A 13,994-nucleotide genomic window follows, 5' to 3' on the forward strand; every position below is an offset into this window, starting at 1 on the left:
GATTGACGGCGAGGTTTGCGCGTCAATCCGTAAAGCGGAAAAGATCATATGAACAGCAAGCTTGACCTTGTCGTCGTCGGGGCGGGTATTGTCGGCCTTTCCATGGCGTTTGCGGCCGTAAGAAGGGGCAAGACAGTTCTGATCGTGGAGCGCAACTCAAAAGCAATCGGCGCGTCTATTCGAAATTTCGGTTTCATCACTGTCTCTGGACAAAAGGAAGGCCAGCAGTGGGAGCGTGCCCGGCGCTCGCGGGAAATCTGGGAAGACGTCGCGAAAGAGGCCGGGATCGAAGTGCTTCACACAGGGTTGGTCATGCCAGCTTACAGAGCCGAAGCCGAAGCGGTGATGGAGGCTTTTCTGGCAACGCCGATGGGTGAAGATTGCGGCCGTCTAACACCTGCTCAAGCTTTGCAGCATGTGCCGTGTATACGGCAAGATGGCATGCGAGCAGCTCTCTGGAGCCCGCATGAACTGCGCGTTGAATCGCGTGAAGCACTTCCCAAAATTGCTGCGTGGCTGGAACAGCGTCACGGCGTGGCATTTCAGTGGAACACGGCGGTCACCGCGATCGATGGCACCAAGATCGTGACAAGCCGAGGCGTGATCGAAGCGCAGGCTTGTATCGTATGTCCCGGCAATGATTTCTCGACCCTTTTTCCAGAACGTATAGCGGCTGTTAATCCAAGTATCTGCAGTTTGCAGATGCTCCGTGTGATGCCGGACCAGCCTATCCGGTTCGGCGCGGCGGTAATGTCCGACATGAGTTATGGCCGGTACGAAGGCTTTGCCGATCTGGCTCCAGCCCGGGCGCTCTGCGACCGCCTGGATAGTGAGCTTGGAGAGATGCGTTCAGAAGGAATTCATCTTATATCGGTGCAATCGGCCGATGGCTCACTCGTCGTGGGCGACAGTCACGTTTACGGCGATGCACCTGAACCGTTTGCCAAGGAACGCATCGATCACCTCGTGATGGAAGCGTTCGATCAAATATTTGACTTGCCCAGTCGAAAGGTGGTTTCGCGTTGGTGTGGCACCTATGCTTCGGCCAGTAATCCGGTCATGATCGACGAGCCCGCCGACAATGTCCGACTCGTAATTGTGACCAGTGGCAGCGGCGCATCGACGGGTTTTGCACTGGGGGAGCAAGTCGTCGAAGAGCTTTTCGCCTGAAGACGTGACCGAAAGGGCCAATGTGATCACTCGATTGCAACAAATTTTCGAGTCATCGGTACTCTCCGTCTGTGCTTGGTAGTTCATGCCGCTGGCAAGAGTATCGTGCGGGCTGCAACTGACGGCCTTCGAGATCGCCTTCCGGCCACAGGACTCAGGCATTAAATAATACTCGCGCAGATTTCCGGAGTTCAGCCTTCCCACGCGCGCCAGCACTTTGTTTGATGGACGTGGCTTGCGTCTTGCCAGTCGCGCAGCGACACACGTATCACAGAAAGTTAGATGCGGGTCGCAACGTTACTTTTTCTTTTTTCCCTGGGGACGCGATTTCTAAGTCCGGCTGATATATCGCCGTGTCATTACTACGGGTTGGTCTGAAAATGCCCGAGACCAATCGCAAGGACAAATCCCGTCCAATCATTGATGATGTGAGCACCGGTAGACACCCAGATATTTCTTGTAGCGATGAAGGCGAGCGTCAGAAGGGTACGGGTGAGGCCAATCCCTATTAAAGATTGCGCCCAGTGCCAGTCATATGTTGGCAGATGCGCAGCGCCGAAGAGAAGCCCAGACATGATCAGAGCTATAACAATCCCTGACGTTCGCGCCATGTGGAGGCGTCTTACGCAGAACCAAAGTATTCCAAGGAATGGTAGGATGCCTAGTAACTCCTCTCCAAACAACTGGATACAGGTGACCACAAACGTCTCTCCGATCTTGACGGTGGACATGGTCGCGAACGCGTCCGACATCGGGTTTGGACGAAGCTCGAAATACTGTTGGAGCATCCAGCCCGTTGCGAGCGATCCGATAAACGTGATCAAGCCGAAGAGCACCATGAGAGCCAAAGATTGACGGTTAATTGGTCGGAAGAGGCACTTCCAATACGACCCGGCTGCTCTTCGGAGAACCATCAGCGGGATAGTGGCAAACAGAAGCGCCGGGACAATATTGTACGGGAAGCTGCGCATCGGGATGAAAATGAGCGCCAGAAAGGCGATCATCACTGACGCCATAAGAAAAAGCCATCCTATCCCTTCAATCTCAACCGGCCTTCCGTTGTATAGTGGGAGATCGCGTTCCGATGAGATCATCTCGGAGCCTCTGATGAGATGGCTATTCGACGTAGAGCGTGAGATCGTAACCCGCGGACTCGTTGCGACGGGCGGCGTTTCGCATCAGGTAGACATCAATTACATAATTTCCGCTTGAGGGGATTGAGATGCTTGTGCCATTGCCGTCGATGGCGCTGTTATACATCGCTGCGTCGGCGCCAGGCGCTGTCACATTGAAGTACAAGCTCGTATTTCGCGAGTCGAGCTGAACGTTCATCGTCTGGCCGGCAGTAACCGACATCACGTATTGAACAGTCTGATAGCCCTTGATCGAGGACGTAATGGTCGAAGTCGAGGAGCCTGCGGCAAAATGCACAACTTCGCGCCTTACGTCGTTTGCTAAAGCTGGAACTGTCGCAAAAATGGCAGCGCTGAAAATCAGGAACTTGATGGCCTTCATCGAATGGCTTCTCCTAACCGGCAGAGTGAAATGTGTCTTTCAGGGTCCGTCACTCTGATGCGCGCGTCGCTTCGTGTACTACACCTGGGTAGCAAATTCTGGAGATGCGTCGAGCGAAACGTAACTCGTCAGAGCCAAATAGGGAAGCTGGAAAGGCTAGGAATTCAGCGATTGCAACTACATACCTCACGAAGAACCGGTGACATCAGACAGTGGGGATGTGGACACGATTAAACTGCCGATTGTTCGAGGAGTTGCCATCGAGCTGGCGCATGGCTAGTGTTCTGTCGTGAAACAATGGTACGCTTTTTCATGACGACGCTAATCACAGACGCTCCGTATTGACGAGGCTTTACCACTTTTTCGATGAGAGATGTTTCGGTGGCATCGAACAGTGTCCTGGTGCCGATCAATAGAGGCCGGATTGGATTTCCTAAAACTTCTTCGCTCATTCGAAGAATTACTCTTCGAAGTCATGACGTGGTTCATTTACTATCCACGTACAATGTGGCTTACGATCACGCACCCACTGCGTATGATCGACTACTCAGACCATGAGCTGAAAGAAGGTGTCGAGCGGCAGTACACCGACGCGCTCAGTCCGCCATTACTGCTACTGATCACCCTAGCGGTTGTGCATTTCACCGAACTCGGTCTAAATCTCGAACACATTCATCCCGGGAGCGAAGTCGCAAAATCGTTTATCAGTTCTGACCAAAATTTGATAATAATGAGATCGTTCCTGTTCGGACTTTTGCCTCTGTTCGCTGCACTTTGCTACGTACGCAAGCGAGGACTATCTCTTGAGCGGAAGAACCTGCGGCCCGCATTTTTCGGACAATGTTATTTGGCTGCGGCTTATGCACTGATGGTCTCGCTATCCTATATCGTCAGTGGCCAGAGGTTTGCCGGAGCAGCCGCTATCGGGACTGCGGTGTTGGTCGTAGTAACACTCTGGTACCTTTACGTACAGGCGCTTCAGTTTAGACGTTCTCTGGCTACAACCTCTCTAACAGCTTTGATACTGGCTCTGAAGGTATACCTTCAGGCATTTTTCTTCGTCCTCATCATTGCCCTGATAGTGACTGGAGGAACAACCTGATCTGAGACGCTAAACGTCAGTCCAAATCCATAGAAGAGTTTGAAACGATGTCGAGGTTTCTCCTTCCGCCTGGCCAGTGAGCTGCAAGCCGAGAGATTGTTGGCTGGCGACGGAACAATAGTACCCTCTTGCCACGGGTTTTCTCTAACGAGTCAACGCGCCGCGCGTAACTATACTCGGCGAGCTCATGAAGTCGTCTTCCTGTAAATCCCTAGCCGATTAAGCCGCTGAGCTTCATAAGATTTCACTCGTTAGATCAGCGGGTCGCAGGTGCACTTCCCTTCAAGGCGCCAAGGTTCTTGAGTGTCCAGGCCGACTGTCATCGGAATCTATTCATTTCCGGTCATGTTCAATTATTGCCTGAAACGGTTCGGCAGAAACGGAAGCGCCTCGCCGCTGATGCGATTTTCGAGTGCGTCGAGCACGAGATCTGCTGTCTTGGGAGCGGCGGCAATGCCGACATGCCCGTGGCCGAATGCGGCGACAAGACCAGGGTGCCGCGACAGCGGGCCGATCACCGGCAGGCCATCCGGTGTGGAGGGACGATGCCCCATCCAGAGCCGAAGCCTGAGTGTCTTGTCCGTGGACAGATAGGGGTAGCTCGCCAGGGCATGCCGTTGCAGCACCTGCGCGCGCTCCCAATTCGGAGGTTTATCGACTGATGCGAGCTCGACCTGGCCCGAAAGGCGCAGACCCATGTCTGTCGGTGTGTTGGCCATCCGGCCGGTGCTCGGCATCACGGGGATCTCGAAAGGCGTTTGCCCCGATGTAACGGTCACATGGTAACCCCGTTCGCTCTGCATCGGAATGCGCACGCCGAGCGGGCGCAGCAGATAGCCGGAATGTATGCCCGCAGCCACGACGATGCGGTCGGCAGATAACGTTTCGCCGCCCTCGAGCACGACCTGCGGTGTCGCGCCGTCGAGGATGGCGGTCACGGCGGATTGGTGGAATTGGACGCCCCTGCGCCGCGCGGCGTCCACAATGCCGGCTACATAGCGCCCGGTGTCTCGGCAATGAGCACCGTTGACCACATGGATGGCGAACCGGTAGGCAGGGCCGAGTGCCGGCAGCCTTTCGCGGATTTCAGCCTCATTCCATTCCGCATAGGCAACGCCATTCTCGCGACGCAGCTCCCAGCTCAGTGCTTCCGCCTCGAAGGAGGCTCGGTCGGGATAGGCGTAGAGCAGCCCCTTTTGAAGAATGAGCTGCTCCTGTCCGGTCTTCCGCGCGAGCTCCAGATGCCGTTCGGGTCCATCGTGCAGCAGGAAGTTCAGTAATTTCGCCGTCCGGCGCACGCGTGCCTTGCTCGCACCTGCCCACAAAAAACGGAGGAGCCACGGCGCCAGCTGCGGCAGAGACGCCCAATCGATCGTCAGCGGCCCGTTTCGGTCGAGGAGGAAGCCGGGGACTTTCCGCCACAGGCCAGGCATGCTCATCGGGATGATTGATGCCGGGCTGATCCAGCCGCCATTGCCATAGCTTGCGCCGGCCTCGCTGCCTGGCGCATTGCCATCGCAAAGGACTACATCCCAGCCCGCTTCCGCTAATCTTAATGCTGTGGTGGCACCGATGATGCCCGCGCCGACCACGATTACCTTGCCTGTCATTGCCGTTTTCGTCCTGCTCTCAGGAAAGTCCGCCATGGAAATGGCTGAGGAATTCCCGCGTTTTCGTCTCGCGGGGTTCGTTGATGACCTGGCGCGCATCGCCCGACTCGATGACGAAGCCGTCCTGCATGAAGATGACGGTGTCGGCGACATCGCGGGCGAAAGCCATCTCATGGGTGACGAGGATCATCGTCATACCCTGCTCGGCGAGTTGGCGGATGACCGCCAGAACCTCACCCACCAGTGCCGGATCGAGTGCCGAGGTGGCCTCATCGAACAGCATGACCTCCGGTTTCATGGCCAGTGCCCGGGCAATCGCCACGCGCTGCTTCTGTCCACCGGAAAGCTGCTCCGGGCGTGCATCGGCTTTCTCGACCAGCCCGACTTTGGAGAGCAGCTCCATCGCGAGTGTCCGCGCAGAATTGCTCTCCTGTTTCAACACGCTCACCGGCCCGATCATCACATTGTCGATGACGCTCATGTGCGGGAACAGATTGAAGTTTTGAAACACCATTCCCGTATTGGCGCGGAAGGTTGCCAGATCCCGGTCGCGCATGGCGACGTGGCCCGAGGAAAAGTCCATCCGCCTTCCGCCGATGGTGATGCAGCCCGCATCGGGCAACGACAGCAGATTGAGGCTGCGCAACAGGGTGGATTTTCCCGAACCGCTCGGCCCGATCATCGCCACGACATGACCGCGTGGCACGGAAAGATTGATATCTTTCAGGACCTCCAGCGGTCCAAAGGACTTCTTCAGGCCCACGACCTCGATCATCGGTTCCGTGCCGGCCATCGTCTGGATCTCGTTATTCATGTCCTGCGGCCCTCCAGCCAATGCGCCAGGCGTGTCATGGGAAACAGGACGGCCAGATAGATGGCTGCAATCAGGGTGTATGTTTCGAGTGGCCGGTAGGTGGCGGATGTCACCAGTTGACCTTGATAGAGCAGGTCGGGCACCGCGAGCACGGAGAGAAGCGAGGTGTTCTTGAGCTGCAGGACTGACTGGTTCACCAGCGGCGGCACCATGCGGCGCAAGGCCTGCGGCAGGATGATCTTGGCCATCAACTGGCCTCGCCGCATGCCGATCGCGCGGCCCGCATCCCATTGTCCCGTATCGATCGAGACGATGCCGCCCCGGATGATCTCGGCATAAAACGCGGCGCCGTACATGGTCAGCGTGATGAAGGCCGCCATCGCTGGCGAAATCTGGATACCGACCAGCATGGGCAGGGCATAATAACACCAGACCAGTTGCACGAGGACAGGTGTACAGCGGAACAGTTCCACGATCGTCATGATCGGAACGGTAACGACTTTCATCCCAGAGAGCCGGGCAAGAGCGAAGACCGTGCCGACGACGATGCCGGAGATGATGGTCAGAACAGTAAAGCCGACCGTATAACCCAAGCCTTGAAGAAACAGGCCGCGGTACTGCCAAAGGCCGGAGAAGTCCCATTGATACTGCATCACAGCGCGCTTTGTTCGGCCCCGCGGAATATCCGGGGAGAGGTTGATGTAAAAAGCCACTCGCCAAGCGTCAGGATGTCGAATACCGGAAGGCCGAGGGCTGCCGAGATCGCCTGTGCAAAGGGCGGCATGTTGGTGCATTCCAGCACGATTGCGCCGACCGAGGGATGCTCGGCGATGAGCTTTCGGGCAACATCGATCACTTCGGCCTCCAGCGCCGCATGATCATATGCCGCGGAGCCCTCGATGAGCGCATGAAAAGCGCCGCCGGAGGGCACGCCGCGCACGGGCACCGATGGATCGGCCCCACAGGCTTCGAACACGTCATCACCCAGGCTGGCGGCATCATAGGTTATCACGCCGGGACGCAGCCCGGCGCCAAGCGTCATTTCCACCATGGGCAGCTGCATCAGGCTGGAGGCGGCGACCGGCACGCCGAGCGCCTCGGCCAATTTCCGCTGATGTCGCGCCATGAAGCCGCAAGACGTGATGATTGCGCTGCAGCCCTCCGAGATCAGCTCTCGTCCGGCGGCGATGAAATCTTCAACGAGACCCTCGCCGCCTGCACGGACGACGAGGGAAACGGACGCACCGCGCACTTTGCGAAACTTGACCGGAAAACGCCATGACCCGGCATGGCCGACATCACCAGGTGGACGCTCGAACGTCGTATCCAGCATGATGATGCCCAAGGCACCTGAGGAAGCGGACATTGGGTTCCTGTCAGAACGTCAGATTTGCAGGCAATGCAGCCTTGTCGACCCCGACGAGTGCGAGGCTTTCGACAATCCAGTTCGAGATCTTGCCCTGCTCGCGGCGCTCCGCAAGCCAGGTATCGACATAATCGCGGAACTCGCCATTCGGATCGCGGCGCACACCAATCGTGGTCGGCTGGCTTGCATGGGGTTCAGGAATGATAAGCTTGACATTCGGCGCAAGGTTCTTCGTCGTCACGACAGCAAGCAGGGCGACCTGAATGATGGCGTCGGCGCGGCCCGACTGAAGCGCCAGGATGGTCTCATCCGCAGATTTGAGCGCGACCAGTGTGCAGTTCGGCAGGTTCTTGCGGGCGAAATTGTCCTGTGTCGAGCCGAGGTCGACGGCTACCCGCATCTCCGGCCTGTTCATCTCCTCCCACTTCGTCACTTCCAGGTCCTTGCGGGCAACGAGGGTGAAAGTATTGTCCATCAACGCCTTGGTGAAGTCGACAACCTTGGCGCGCTCCGGATTGTTGCTAAGCCCGAACATGATGTCGATCTTGTTGCTTTGCAGATCGATCACGGAATTGCCCCAGGTCGTCTCGACCAACTCCAGTTTGACGCCGATATGTTGCGCCAGATCACGGCCCATTGCGACGCAGAAACCTTCCCACTCTCCGGTCGCCAGGTTCTTGTGATAATAAGGCTCGGTGCCTGCAAACACGCCGATCCGCAACGTACCGCGGGCTCGGATCGCTTCGAGCGTTGCGCCTTCGGTTGCTGCGAGAAGTGCGGAAGATGGGAGGAGTGCTGCAGCCCCTGCAAGCAGCATTACTCTTCCGAAGTCACGTCTGTTCATGGCCATATCCCCAGTTGATTATTCGTTCCCTATTGCGCCTTGCGGGCGATCAATGCGTTGTCGCGATTGATTTTATTGGAAAGCACGACCGAATAGGTCACGCTCTCGATTTCCTCGATCCGGGCAAGCTCTTCGATCAGGGCTTCCAGATCTTCCAAAAAATTGACGTTCACACGGCAGAGGATGTTTGCCGGGCCGCTGATCGCATCGGCTGTCAAGATCTCCGGGTAGCCGCGCAATACCACGAATAACCTTTGCGTGGCGCGCATGGCGGTGGTGATGAAGATATAGGCTGAAACGCTTTGATCGATCTCGCGGCGACCGACGATCGCGCGATAGCCGAGAATGACGCCGCGGCGTTCCAGCCGCTCGAGGCGCTCCTGGACACTCGATCGTGCGAGGCCGACACGTCGGGCCAATTCACTGGCAGGCACGCGTGCGTTTTCCTCCAGGATGCTGAGCAGATTGCGGTCAATGCTGTCGCCGTAGTCCATGTCGTTCCCACTTTCTTTTGTGGAAAGACTGCGTTCAAACTTTCCCAAAGAAAAGCATTGAAAAATGGGTTCTTCATGACTTTTATTCATGATCCCCAACAGGAGCTTCGTCATGCGCCGTTTTCTGCCATCCTTGAGTGCCCTGCATGCATTCGATGCATCCGTGCGTCACTTGAGTTTTACCAAGGCGGCCGAGGACATGGGGATCACCCAAAGCGGCATCAGCCGGCAAATAAAAAACCTTGAAGATTTTCTGGGTCTTACCCTGTTCGAGCGCGCCGGGCCTAAACTGATCCTGACGGAGGAGGGCACGCGGTATTATGATGAGATTTCGCGCCTTCTCGATAAGCTGGAAGATGTCTCCATCGATGCCGTCCGCGGTCGAAAAGCACAGAGCATGCTGAAGATCGGCTTTCCGCCGACACTGATGCGGCGTTGGGGCGCGTCGATGCTGACCGCGTTTGCAGCCGCGCATCCCCAGACATGGTTCGAGGTTTATCCCTGCCGTCACGATCTCGATTTTGCGACATCCGAGCTGGATCTGGCGTTTCTGCGCGGCACCGGAAATTGGAGCGGAGCGCGCAGCCAGCTGCTCTTCGACGAGGAATTGGTTGTAGTTGGCGCGCCGAAGCTGATGCCGCTGCAAGGTCTCCCGAACGACGAGGCGCTGCTGGAATATCCGCTGATCCAGAATTCCAGCCGCCCGAGCCTGTGGCTGCATTGGCTGCGGGGTGCAGGCGTGCACTACAAGAGCCGCATTTATGGCCCGCGCCTGCCGAACTTCGATATGATCCTTGAATGCGCCATCAACGGTATGGGACTGGCAATCGTTCCCGAATTCCATGTGCGCACCGAACTGGCCGCGGGGATTTTGAACCCCGCTCTAAGCAGGCTTCAGACATCGGGCGAGGGCTTTTATCTCTGTTTCCCGCAGGCGCGGATGAACTCGGCCAATGTGCGGATCTTCCGCGACTGGTTTGCTACCGAATTCGCGCGCCGGCGGCAATTCCTGCCTCTGACGCATCCCTTAAGTCAAAAATAGGACTTTTCTATGGGCTTCAGTTCAAGCGGATCTTCTCCCCGCTTCAATAGCCAGGAATAGACCGGCGGCACTCGGTCTGCGATGGATTCGACGTGAACGTCAATGAAGCACGGTCCGTCGTCATGGGTAAAGGCGGCTGCGAGTGCGGCATCGAGTTCCGAACCTGTCTTGGCTGTCCATGCCTTGAGGCCATAGGCTTCCGCGATTGCCTGACCGCGCGGCGCCAGAAAGTCGACGCCAAAGCACTGATTGTGACCTTTGAGCCGGTGGAGGCCCTTGATCCAGCCGAATGTGCCGTTGTTGAAGAGGATAAGGATTGCCGGTACCTGCAAGCGCACCAGCGTTTCCAATTCGCCGACCGTCATGCCGAACGATCCGTCGCCAAAGAGACCGATCGGCCTCTTGGATGGATCGGCCCGCCAGGCTCCGACCGTGGCGGGAAGGGCCGAACCGAGTCCACCGAAGGCGCGCGGAATGGCAAAACGCGTTTCACGATCATTGATTTTAAGGAAGCGCGTCATGTAGGGCGTCGGCGTGCCGGCGTCGGAGTAGATCAAAGCCGGCTTGCAGGAGGCATGGAGGGCCTCATTGAAGGCACGTACGGCCCTCTCCGGCCGCAAGGGAACCCGCTCGTCGGAAAGCGCTTCCTCGGCGTGCTCCCAGAAAACCTTTCGACGATCATTGAGGCTGCCGATCCACGCTTCGTGTCGGGCGGGTTCGATTGCAGCGTCCAGTGTCAGGAGTTCTTCCAGAACCAACAGGGCATCGCCCTGGATGGACAGCAGATTCTCATAGTTGTTCGCCATGATTTCCGGGGAGATATCGATCTGCGCCAGACGGCGATTGAGGGTGATCCGCGGGAAGGTCCAGCCGATGGTGACGACCGAGCCGATGCGCGAGCCAACGAAGAGCGTGAAATCCGAATGCTCCAGCGCCCAGTTCGCATGGGGATGAAAGCCGTTGTCGCCGATGACGCCGATGGCGAGGCGGTGGTCGTCGTCAATGGCGCCTTGGCCGGTCATTGTCGTGCACATGGGCACGTTGTATTTTTCGGCAAGCTGCGTGATCCGGTCGCCGGCACGCGCGCGGTTTACCCCGCCGCCTGCCACGATCAGCGGCCTCTCGGCCCTGGCCAGAAGTTTGAGCAGGTCCTCCAGCTTCGAGCGCGGCGGCAGTGTCGGGTAAGCGGGGAAGGTGCGGCATTCCTCTTCGACATGAAGGGAGATCCGCCCCGGGTCCACTTCGGCAAGCAGCATGTCCTCCGGAATTTGCAGATGCACGGCGCCGGGTTTGCCAGAGCATGCGACACGAAAAGCCCGGCGGATGATTTCCGGCAGTTTTTCCGGCGATTTCACCTGAACGGACAGTTTCGTCACTGGCTCGAAGAGCTTAGCGCAGTCGAGTTCCGTCAGAACGCCGCGGCCTTCGCCGGGAAGCGGGATGTCGATGGTGAGAAGAATTACTGGCACGGACGAGCCGTTCGATTCGGCGACCGGGGGCAGCGAATACATCGCGCCCGCGCCTGAGGGGCACTCGAAAACCCCCGGTCTATTGGTGAACCGCCCATAGGCGTCAGCCATGTAGCCGGCTGAACGCTCATCGCGGGCCATGACATGACGAATCTTGTCTTCACGCAACTGAAGGGCCTCGTAGAGAGGAACGTTGGTGTCCCCCGGGACGCCGAAAATCGTGTCGACCCCGTAACCGATGAGCATTTCCACCAAAATATCCGCTCCACGCATTTCGTTCTCTCCTGTCTGTGCTGCAGGAGGATAGGACCGTCGGGAGCCGGCGGGGACCGGCGATGTGTCGGGCCTATGAAGCGTGAACCGTCAGATTGCCGGTCTCGGCCGCTGCACGGCCTGTCGCCCACGGAAATACTCAGACGAAATTCACTATGTAGGCCGCTACTCGCTTTGCGCCTGGTGCAAAGAATTCCGGTCGCTGCCGAACTCTCACCGCGAGGCAAAGCGCTATTGCCAGATTTGTTGGCCCGTATCTCGCCGCTCGGATAGGACCACATCAATCTCAACGGACAATATCGTTGGCCAAAGTCTAAGCGTAGGACCTCTTCGAAGCATCTTTGGCATTCACGGCAGCCAAAGCCTGTTCAATCGACGTGTAAATCTCGGTATCGATGCCTTTAGCGCGCCACGAGACGACGCTTAGGACGTCGCCACGCCTGTTTTTTCTGGCAAAGAGAACCGTTCCAGGCGGTAGGTCGCTGTGGTGGATCATTGAGAGCACCTCCGTTCGAACGTATGGCCAGAATTCGTTGGGTATCCCCATTGCCAAAAGCGCCTGCAACTCGTTCCAGAACAGTTTCGAGCTAATCGTGCGATCGTCTTTCTGAACTACAACTACATAACGGCTTGCCTGTCGCAGGCGGAGCAGTACAGGCAAGCTTGTTGACTGGGGTGACACGTGTTGTCGACAGTTCATCAGCGGTGAAATTCCGTCTATCTTGATATGATTTTCGAAGCCAGCGGTGAGAACCAACCGGTTGACGCCTTTGCGATGGCGATCTTCTGGTTGGGCACTCGACGTCTCTACCGGGCAGTTTGAACGTCCTGTTGCCTGCCAAGATGGAAAATGCGGCGCGGCAGCACGGCGAGGGCCGTTAATCCACCGTATGCGATGGCCGCCACCGCCACGATCTGGAAAAGGGAATTGAGACTCGCCTCAAACCAGATCACCGAAGCCCACCCGACGAAAGCAGCCAGGATCATCCTGACTGTTCCGGCAAGAACCGGGAGAAGAACACGCTTCAGTCCCTGGCTTGCAAAATAAAGTGCCAGTCCCAATCCAACCGCACCATACGCCGGTGCGACGATTTGCAGATACTGCGAGCCTAGCTCCTGCACATCCGGATCTGCCGTGAACAATCTCATCCAAATCATGGGGAACAGAGTGGCGAGAATGCCGATTGTCTGCGTGATGCCAAATGCAATACCTGCGCCAACCCAGGCGACCCGGCGGGCGCGTTCGATCTGGCCCGCTCCGATATTAATCCCAACCATGGTGACGATAGCGGTTCCAAGACCGAAGATGATGGGAATTTGCAGATAATCAAGCCGCGATGCGATGCCGAACCCCGCAATCGCATCTGCGCCGAAGTGGCCAACGGCTGCCGTTATGAAAGTAACCGTCAGATTGACCTGGATCGTGCCGACAGCGGAAGGCAGGCCGACACCCAGAATGTCCTTGAACAGTCGACCTTGCAGCGGCACAATTTTGAGCTTTAGCGGGCTGCTTGACGAGCGCAGGTAAAGGGCAAGCACCAGTGCCGCGATCAGATAATAAATGAAGACCGCAGCGCCTCCGCCTGCCACGCCGAGTTGCGGGAAGGGCCCCCAGCCGAAAATCAACGGCGGCGACAGGACGAGGAGAAGGAACGCGCCGGAGATGATGACGAGTGCAGGCACGTTCACGTTGCTAGCGCCCCGCAGGGCTGCCGAAAGCAAAGCCGTGATCCAGATCGGAATGGAGCCTGCGAACACAATTCCTGAATAGATGAGGGCGGCCTTCAGGGTTTCTCCCGTCCCTCCCATTGAGCGGTAGAGCAGAGGTCCAAGGAGGATTGCAGCGACTGAGAAAATGGCTCCGAATACTGTGGCCAGAACAATCGCATGCCAGACGAGCCCATCGGCATCAGCGTGGCGGTTGGCACCCAGCGCTCGCGCCACGGCTGAGGAAACTCCGCCTCCAATTCCGCCATTCGACATCATTTGCATCAGCATGAGGACCGGAAAGACGAGGGTCACACCCGCTAAAGCCTCGGTCCCAAGGAAACTGACGAAATAGGTTTCCGCGACCCCAACAAAGGTCTGGACCACGAGAACGACGACCGTGGGCAATGCCAGCCGGAACAGCGCGGGTGTGATTGCTCCATGAAGAATTCCATATGGTGTCTTCTGTGAAATTGTTGAGACATGAGAATTTTTGCTGTCCAGCACATCCGCCATGGCTGATCCTAAAAAGTTCTCCGAGGCTCTGCTCCGCTCCCAAGGCCTGGGTTCGCAACCGGTTCTCAGAAT

13 protein-coding genes are annotated in these 13,994 nt (G+C 57.4%); 3 read left to right on the forward strand and 10 right to left on the reverse strand.

The window, feature by feature from the left end:
• The first annotated feature begins 48 nt into the window (after positions 1-48).
• On the forward strand, positions 49-1,170 hold the full coding sequence (locus tag ACQZ48_RS20825) for a TIGR03364 family FAD-dependent oxidoreductase (protein ID WP_448729393.1): 1,122 nt from the start codon (positions 49-51) through the stop codon (positions 1,168-1,170).
• A gap of 362 nt (positions 1,171-1,532) precedes the next feature.
• Here the strand turns inward: ACQZ48_RS20825 and ACQZ48_RS20830 are convergent, their stop codons facing one another.
• Positions 1,533-2,174, reverse strand: a complete 642-nt coding sequence (locus tag ACQZ48_RS20830) for a CPBP family intramembrane glutamic endopeptidase (protein ID WP_448729394.1) — start codon at positions 2,172-2,174, stop codon at positions 1,533-1,535.
• A 112-nt stretch (positions 2,175-2,286) separates the two neighbouring features.
• The gene (locus ACQZ48_RS20835) at positions 2,287-2,685 is read right to left on the reverse strand and encodes a DNA breaking-rejoining protein (RefSeq protein ID WP_077984666.1); all 399 of its coding nucleotides are present in this window, start codon (positions 2,683-2,685) and stop codon (positions 2,287-2,289) included.
• A gap of 535 nt (positions 2,686-3,220) precedes the next feature.
• Here ACQZ48_RS20835 and ACQZ48_RS20840 point away from each other — a divergent pair.
• Entirely contained in the window at positions 3,221-3,787 is a 567-nt protein-coding gene (locus ACQZ48_RS20840) for a hypothetical protein (RefSeq protein ID WP_131829430.1), read from the forward strand.
• 353 nt (positions 3,788-4,140) lie between these two features.
• On the opposite strand, the gene ACQZ48_RS20845 is transcribed toward ACQZ48_RS20840, so the two are convergent.
• The 6 genes from ACQZ48_RS20845 to ACQZ48_RS20870 are packed head-to-tail and all read right to left on the reverse strand — an operon-like array spanning position 4,141 to position 9,029.
• The gene (locus tag ACQZ48_RS20845; protein ID WP_448729395.1) at positions 4,141-5,397 is read right to left on the reverse strand and encodes an NAD(P)/FAD-dependent oxidoreductase; all 1,257 of its coding nucleotides are present in this window, start codon (positions 5,395-5,397) and stop codon (positions 4,141-4,143) included.
• Between the two features lie 19 nt (positions 5,398-5,416).
• Positions 5,417-6,211: an amino acid ABC transporter ATP-binding protein gene (locus ACQZ48_RS20850; RefSeq protein WP_448729396.1), complete on the reverse strand. Its 795-nt coding sequence runs from the start codon at positions 6,209-6,211 to the stop codon at positions 5,417-5,419.
• Positions 6,208-6,864: an amino acid ABC transporter permease gene (locus ACQZ48_RS20855; protein ID WP_077984671.1), complete on the reverse strand. Its 657-nt coding sequence runs from the start codon at positions 6,862-6,864 to the stop codon at positions 6,208-6,210. The genes ACQZ48_RS20850 and ACQZ48_RS20855 overlap by 4 nt, the downstream gene beginning before the upstream one ends.
• Positions 6,864-7,577 carry an aspartate/glutamate racemase family protein gene (locus tag ACQZ48_RS20860; protein ID WP_077984672.1) on the reverse strand — a complete coding sequence of 238 codons (714 nt, stop codon included), beginning with the start codon at positions 7,575-7,577 and terminating at the stop codon, positions 6,864-6,866. The genes ACQZ48_RS20855 and ACQZ48_RS20860 overlap by 1 nt, the downstream gene beginning before the upstream one ends.
• 10 nt (positions 7,578-7,587) lie before the next feature.
• Positions 7,588-8,421, reverse strand: coding sequence for a transporter substrate-binding domain-containing protein (locus ACQZ48_RS20865; RefSeq protein ID WP_077984833.1), 834 nt, complete (start codon positions 8,419-8,421; stop codon positions 7,588-7,590).
• Between the two features lie 29 nt (positions 8,422-8,450).
• Complete coding sequence (locus ACQZ48_RS20870) at positions 8,451-9,029, reverse strand: Lrp/AsnC family transcriptional regulator (RefSeq protein ID WP_244634997.1); 579 nt, start codon at positions 9,027-9,029, stop codon at positions 8,451-8,453.
• On the opposite strand from ACQZ48_RS20870, the gene ACQZ48_RS20875 reads away from it, so the two are divergent.
• Positions 9,028-9,957, forward strand: coding sequence for a LysR substrate-binding domain-containing protein (locus ACQZ48_RS20875; protein WP_244614259.1), 930 nt, complete (start codon positions 9,028-9,030; stop codon positions 9,955-9,957). The genes ACQZ48_RS20870 and ACQZ48_RS20875 overlap by 2 nt on opposite strands.
• On the opposite strand, the gene ACQZ48_RS20880 is transcribed toward ACQZ48_RS20875, so the two are convergent.
• Together ACQZ48_RS20880 and ACQZ48_RS20885 are read right to left on the reverse strand one after the other, a co-directional pair.
• Complete coding sequence (locus tag ACQZ48_RS20880; protein ID WP_077984675.1) at positions 9,948-11,699, reverse strand: thiamine pyrophosphate-binding protein; 1,752 nt, start codon at positions 11,697-11,699, stop codon at positions 9,948-9,950. The two genes, ACQZ48_RS20875 and ACQZ48_RS20880, sit on opposite strands and share 10 nt — an antisense overlap.
• 807 nt (positions 11,700-12,506) lie before the next feature.
• Positions 12,507-13,922 (reverse strand): MATE family efflux transporter, encoded by a 1,416-nt coding sequence (locus ACQZ48_RS20885; protein WP_448729397.1) that lies wholly within the window; start codon positions 13,920-13,922, stop codon positions 12,507-12,509.
• Positions 13,923-13,994 lie beyond the last annotated feature (72 nt).

Source organism: Agrobacterium sp. 22-209-1, assembly GCF_053522485.1.

What these genes read in the sequence shown, in the direction of transcription:
- ACQZ48_RS20875 (WP_244614259.1), top strand. Translation starts at nt 9,028, where the DNA reads ATGCGCCGTTTTCTGCCATCCTTGAGTGCCCTGCATGCATTCGATGCA.
- ACQZ48_RS20885 (WP_448729397.1), bottom strand. Translation starts at nt 13,922, where the DNA reads ATGGCGGATGTGCTGGACAGCAAAAATTCTCATGTCTCAACAATTTCA.
- ACQZ48_RS20840 (WP_131829430.1), top strand. Translation starts at nt 3,221, where the DNA reads ATGATCGACTACTCAGACCATGAGCTGAAAGAAGGTGTCGAGCGGCAG.
- ACQZ48_RS20835 (WP_077984666.1), bottom strand. Translation starts at nt 2,685, where the DNA reads ATGAAGGCCATCAAGTTCCTGATTTTCAGCGCTGCCATTTTTGCGACA.
- ACQZ48_RS20825 (WP_448729393.1), top strand. Translation starts at nt 49, where the DNA reads ATGAACAGCAAGCTTGACCTTGTCGTCGTCGGGGCGGGTATTGTCGGC.
- ACQZ48_RS20870 (WP_244634997.1), bottom strand. Translation starts at nt 9,029, where the DNA reads ATGACGAAGCTCCTGTTGGGGATCATGAATAAAAGTCATGAAGAACCC.
- ACQZ48_RS20845 (WP_448729395.1), bottom strand. Translation starts at nt 5,397, where the DNA reads ATGACAGGCAAGGTAATCGTGGTCGGCGCGGGCATCATCGGTGCCACC.
- ACQZ48_RS20830 (WP_448729394.1), bottom strand. Translation starts at nt 2,174, where the DNA reads ATGATCGCCTTTCTGGCGCTCATTTTCATCCCGATGCGCAGCTTCCCG.
- ACQZ48_RS20860 (WP_077984672.1), bottom strand. Translation starts at nt 7,577, where the DNA reads ATGTCCGCTTCCTCAGGTGCCTTGGGCATCATCATGCTGGATACGACG.
- ACQZ48_RS20850 (WP_448729396.1), bottom strand. Translation starts at nt 6,211, where the DNA reads ATGAATAACGAGATCCAGACGATGGCCGGCACGGAACCGATGATCGAG.
- ACQZ48_RS20865 (WP_077984833.1), bottom strand. Translation starts at nt 8,421, where the DNA reads ATGAACAGACGTGACTTCGGAAGAGTAATGCTGCTTGCAGGGGCTGCA.
- ACQZ48_RS20855 (WP_077984671.1), bottom strand. Translation starts at nt 6,864, where the DNA reads ATGCAGTATCAATGGGACTTCTCCGGCCTTTGGCAGTACCGCGGCCTG.
- ACQZ48_RS20880 (WP_077984675.1), bottom strand. Translation starts at nt 11,699, where the DNA reads ATGCGTGGAGCGGATATTTTGGTGGAAATGCTCATCGGTTACGGGGTC.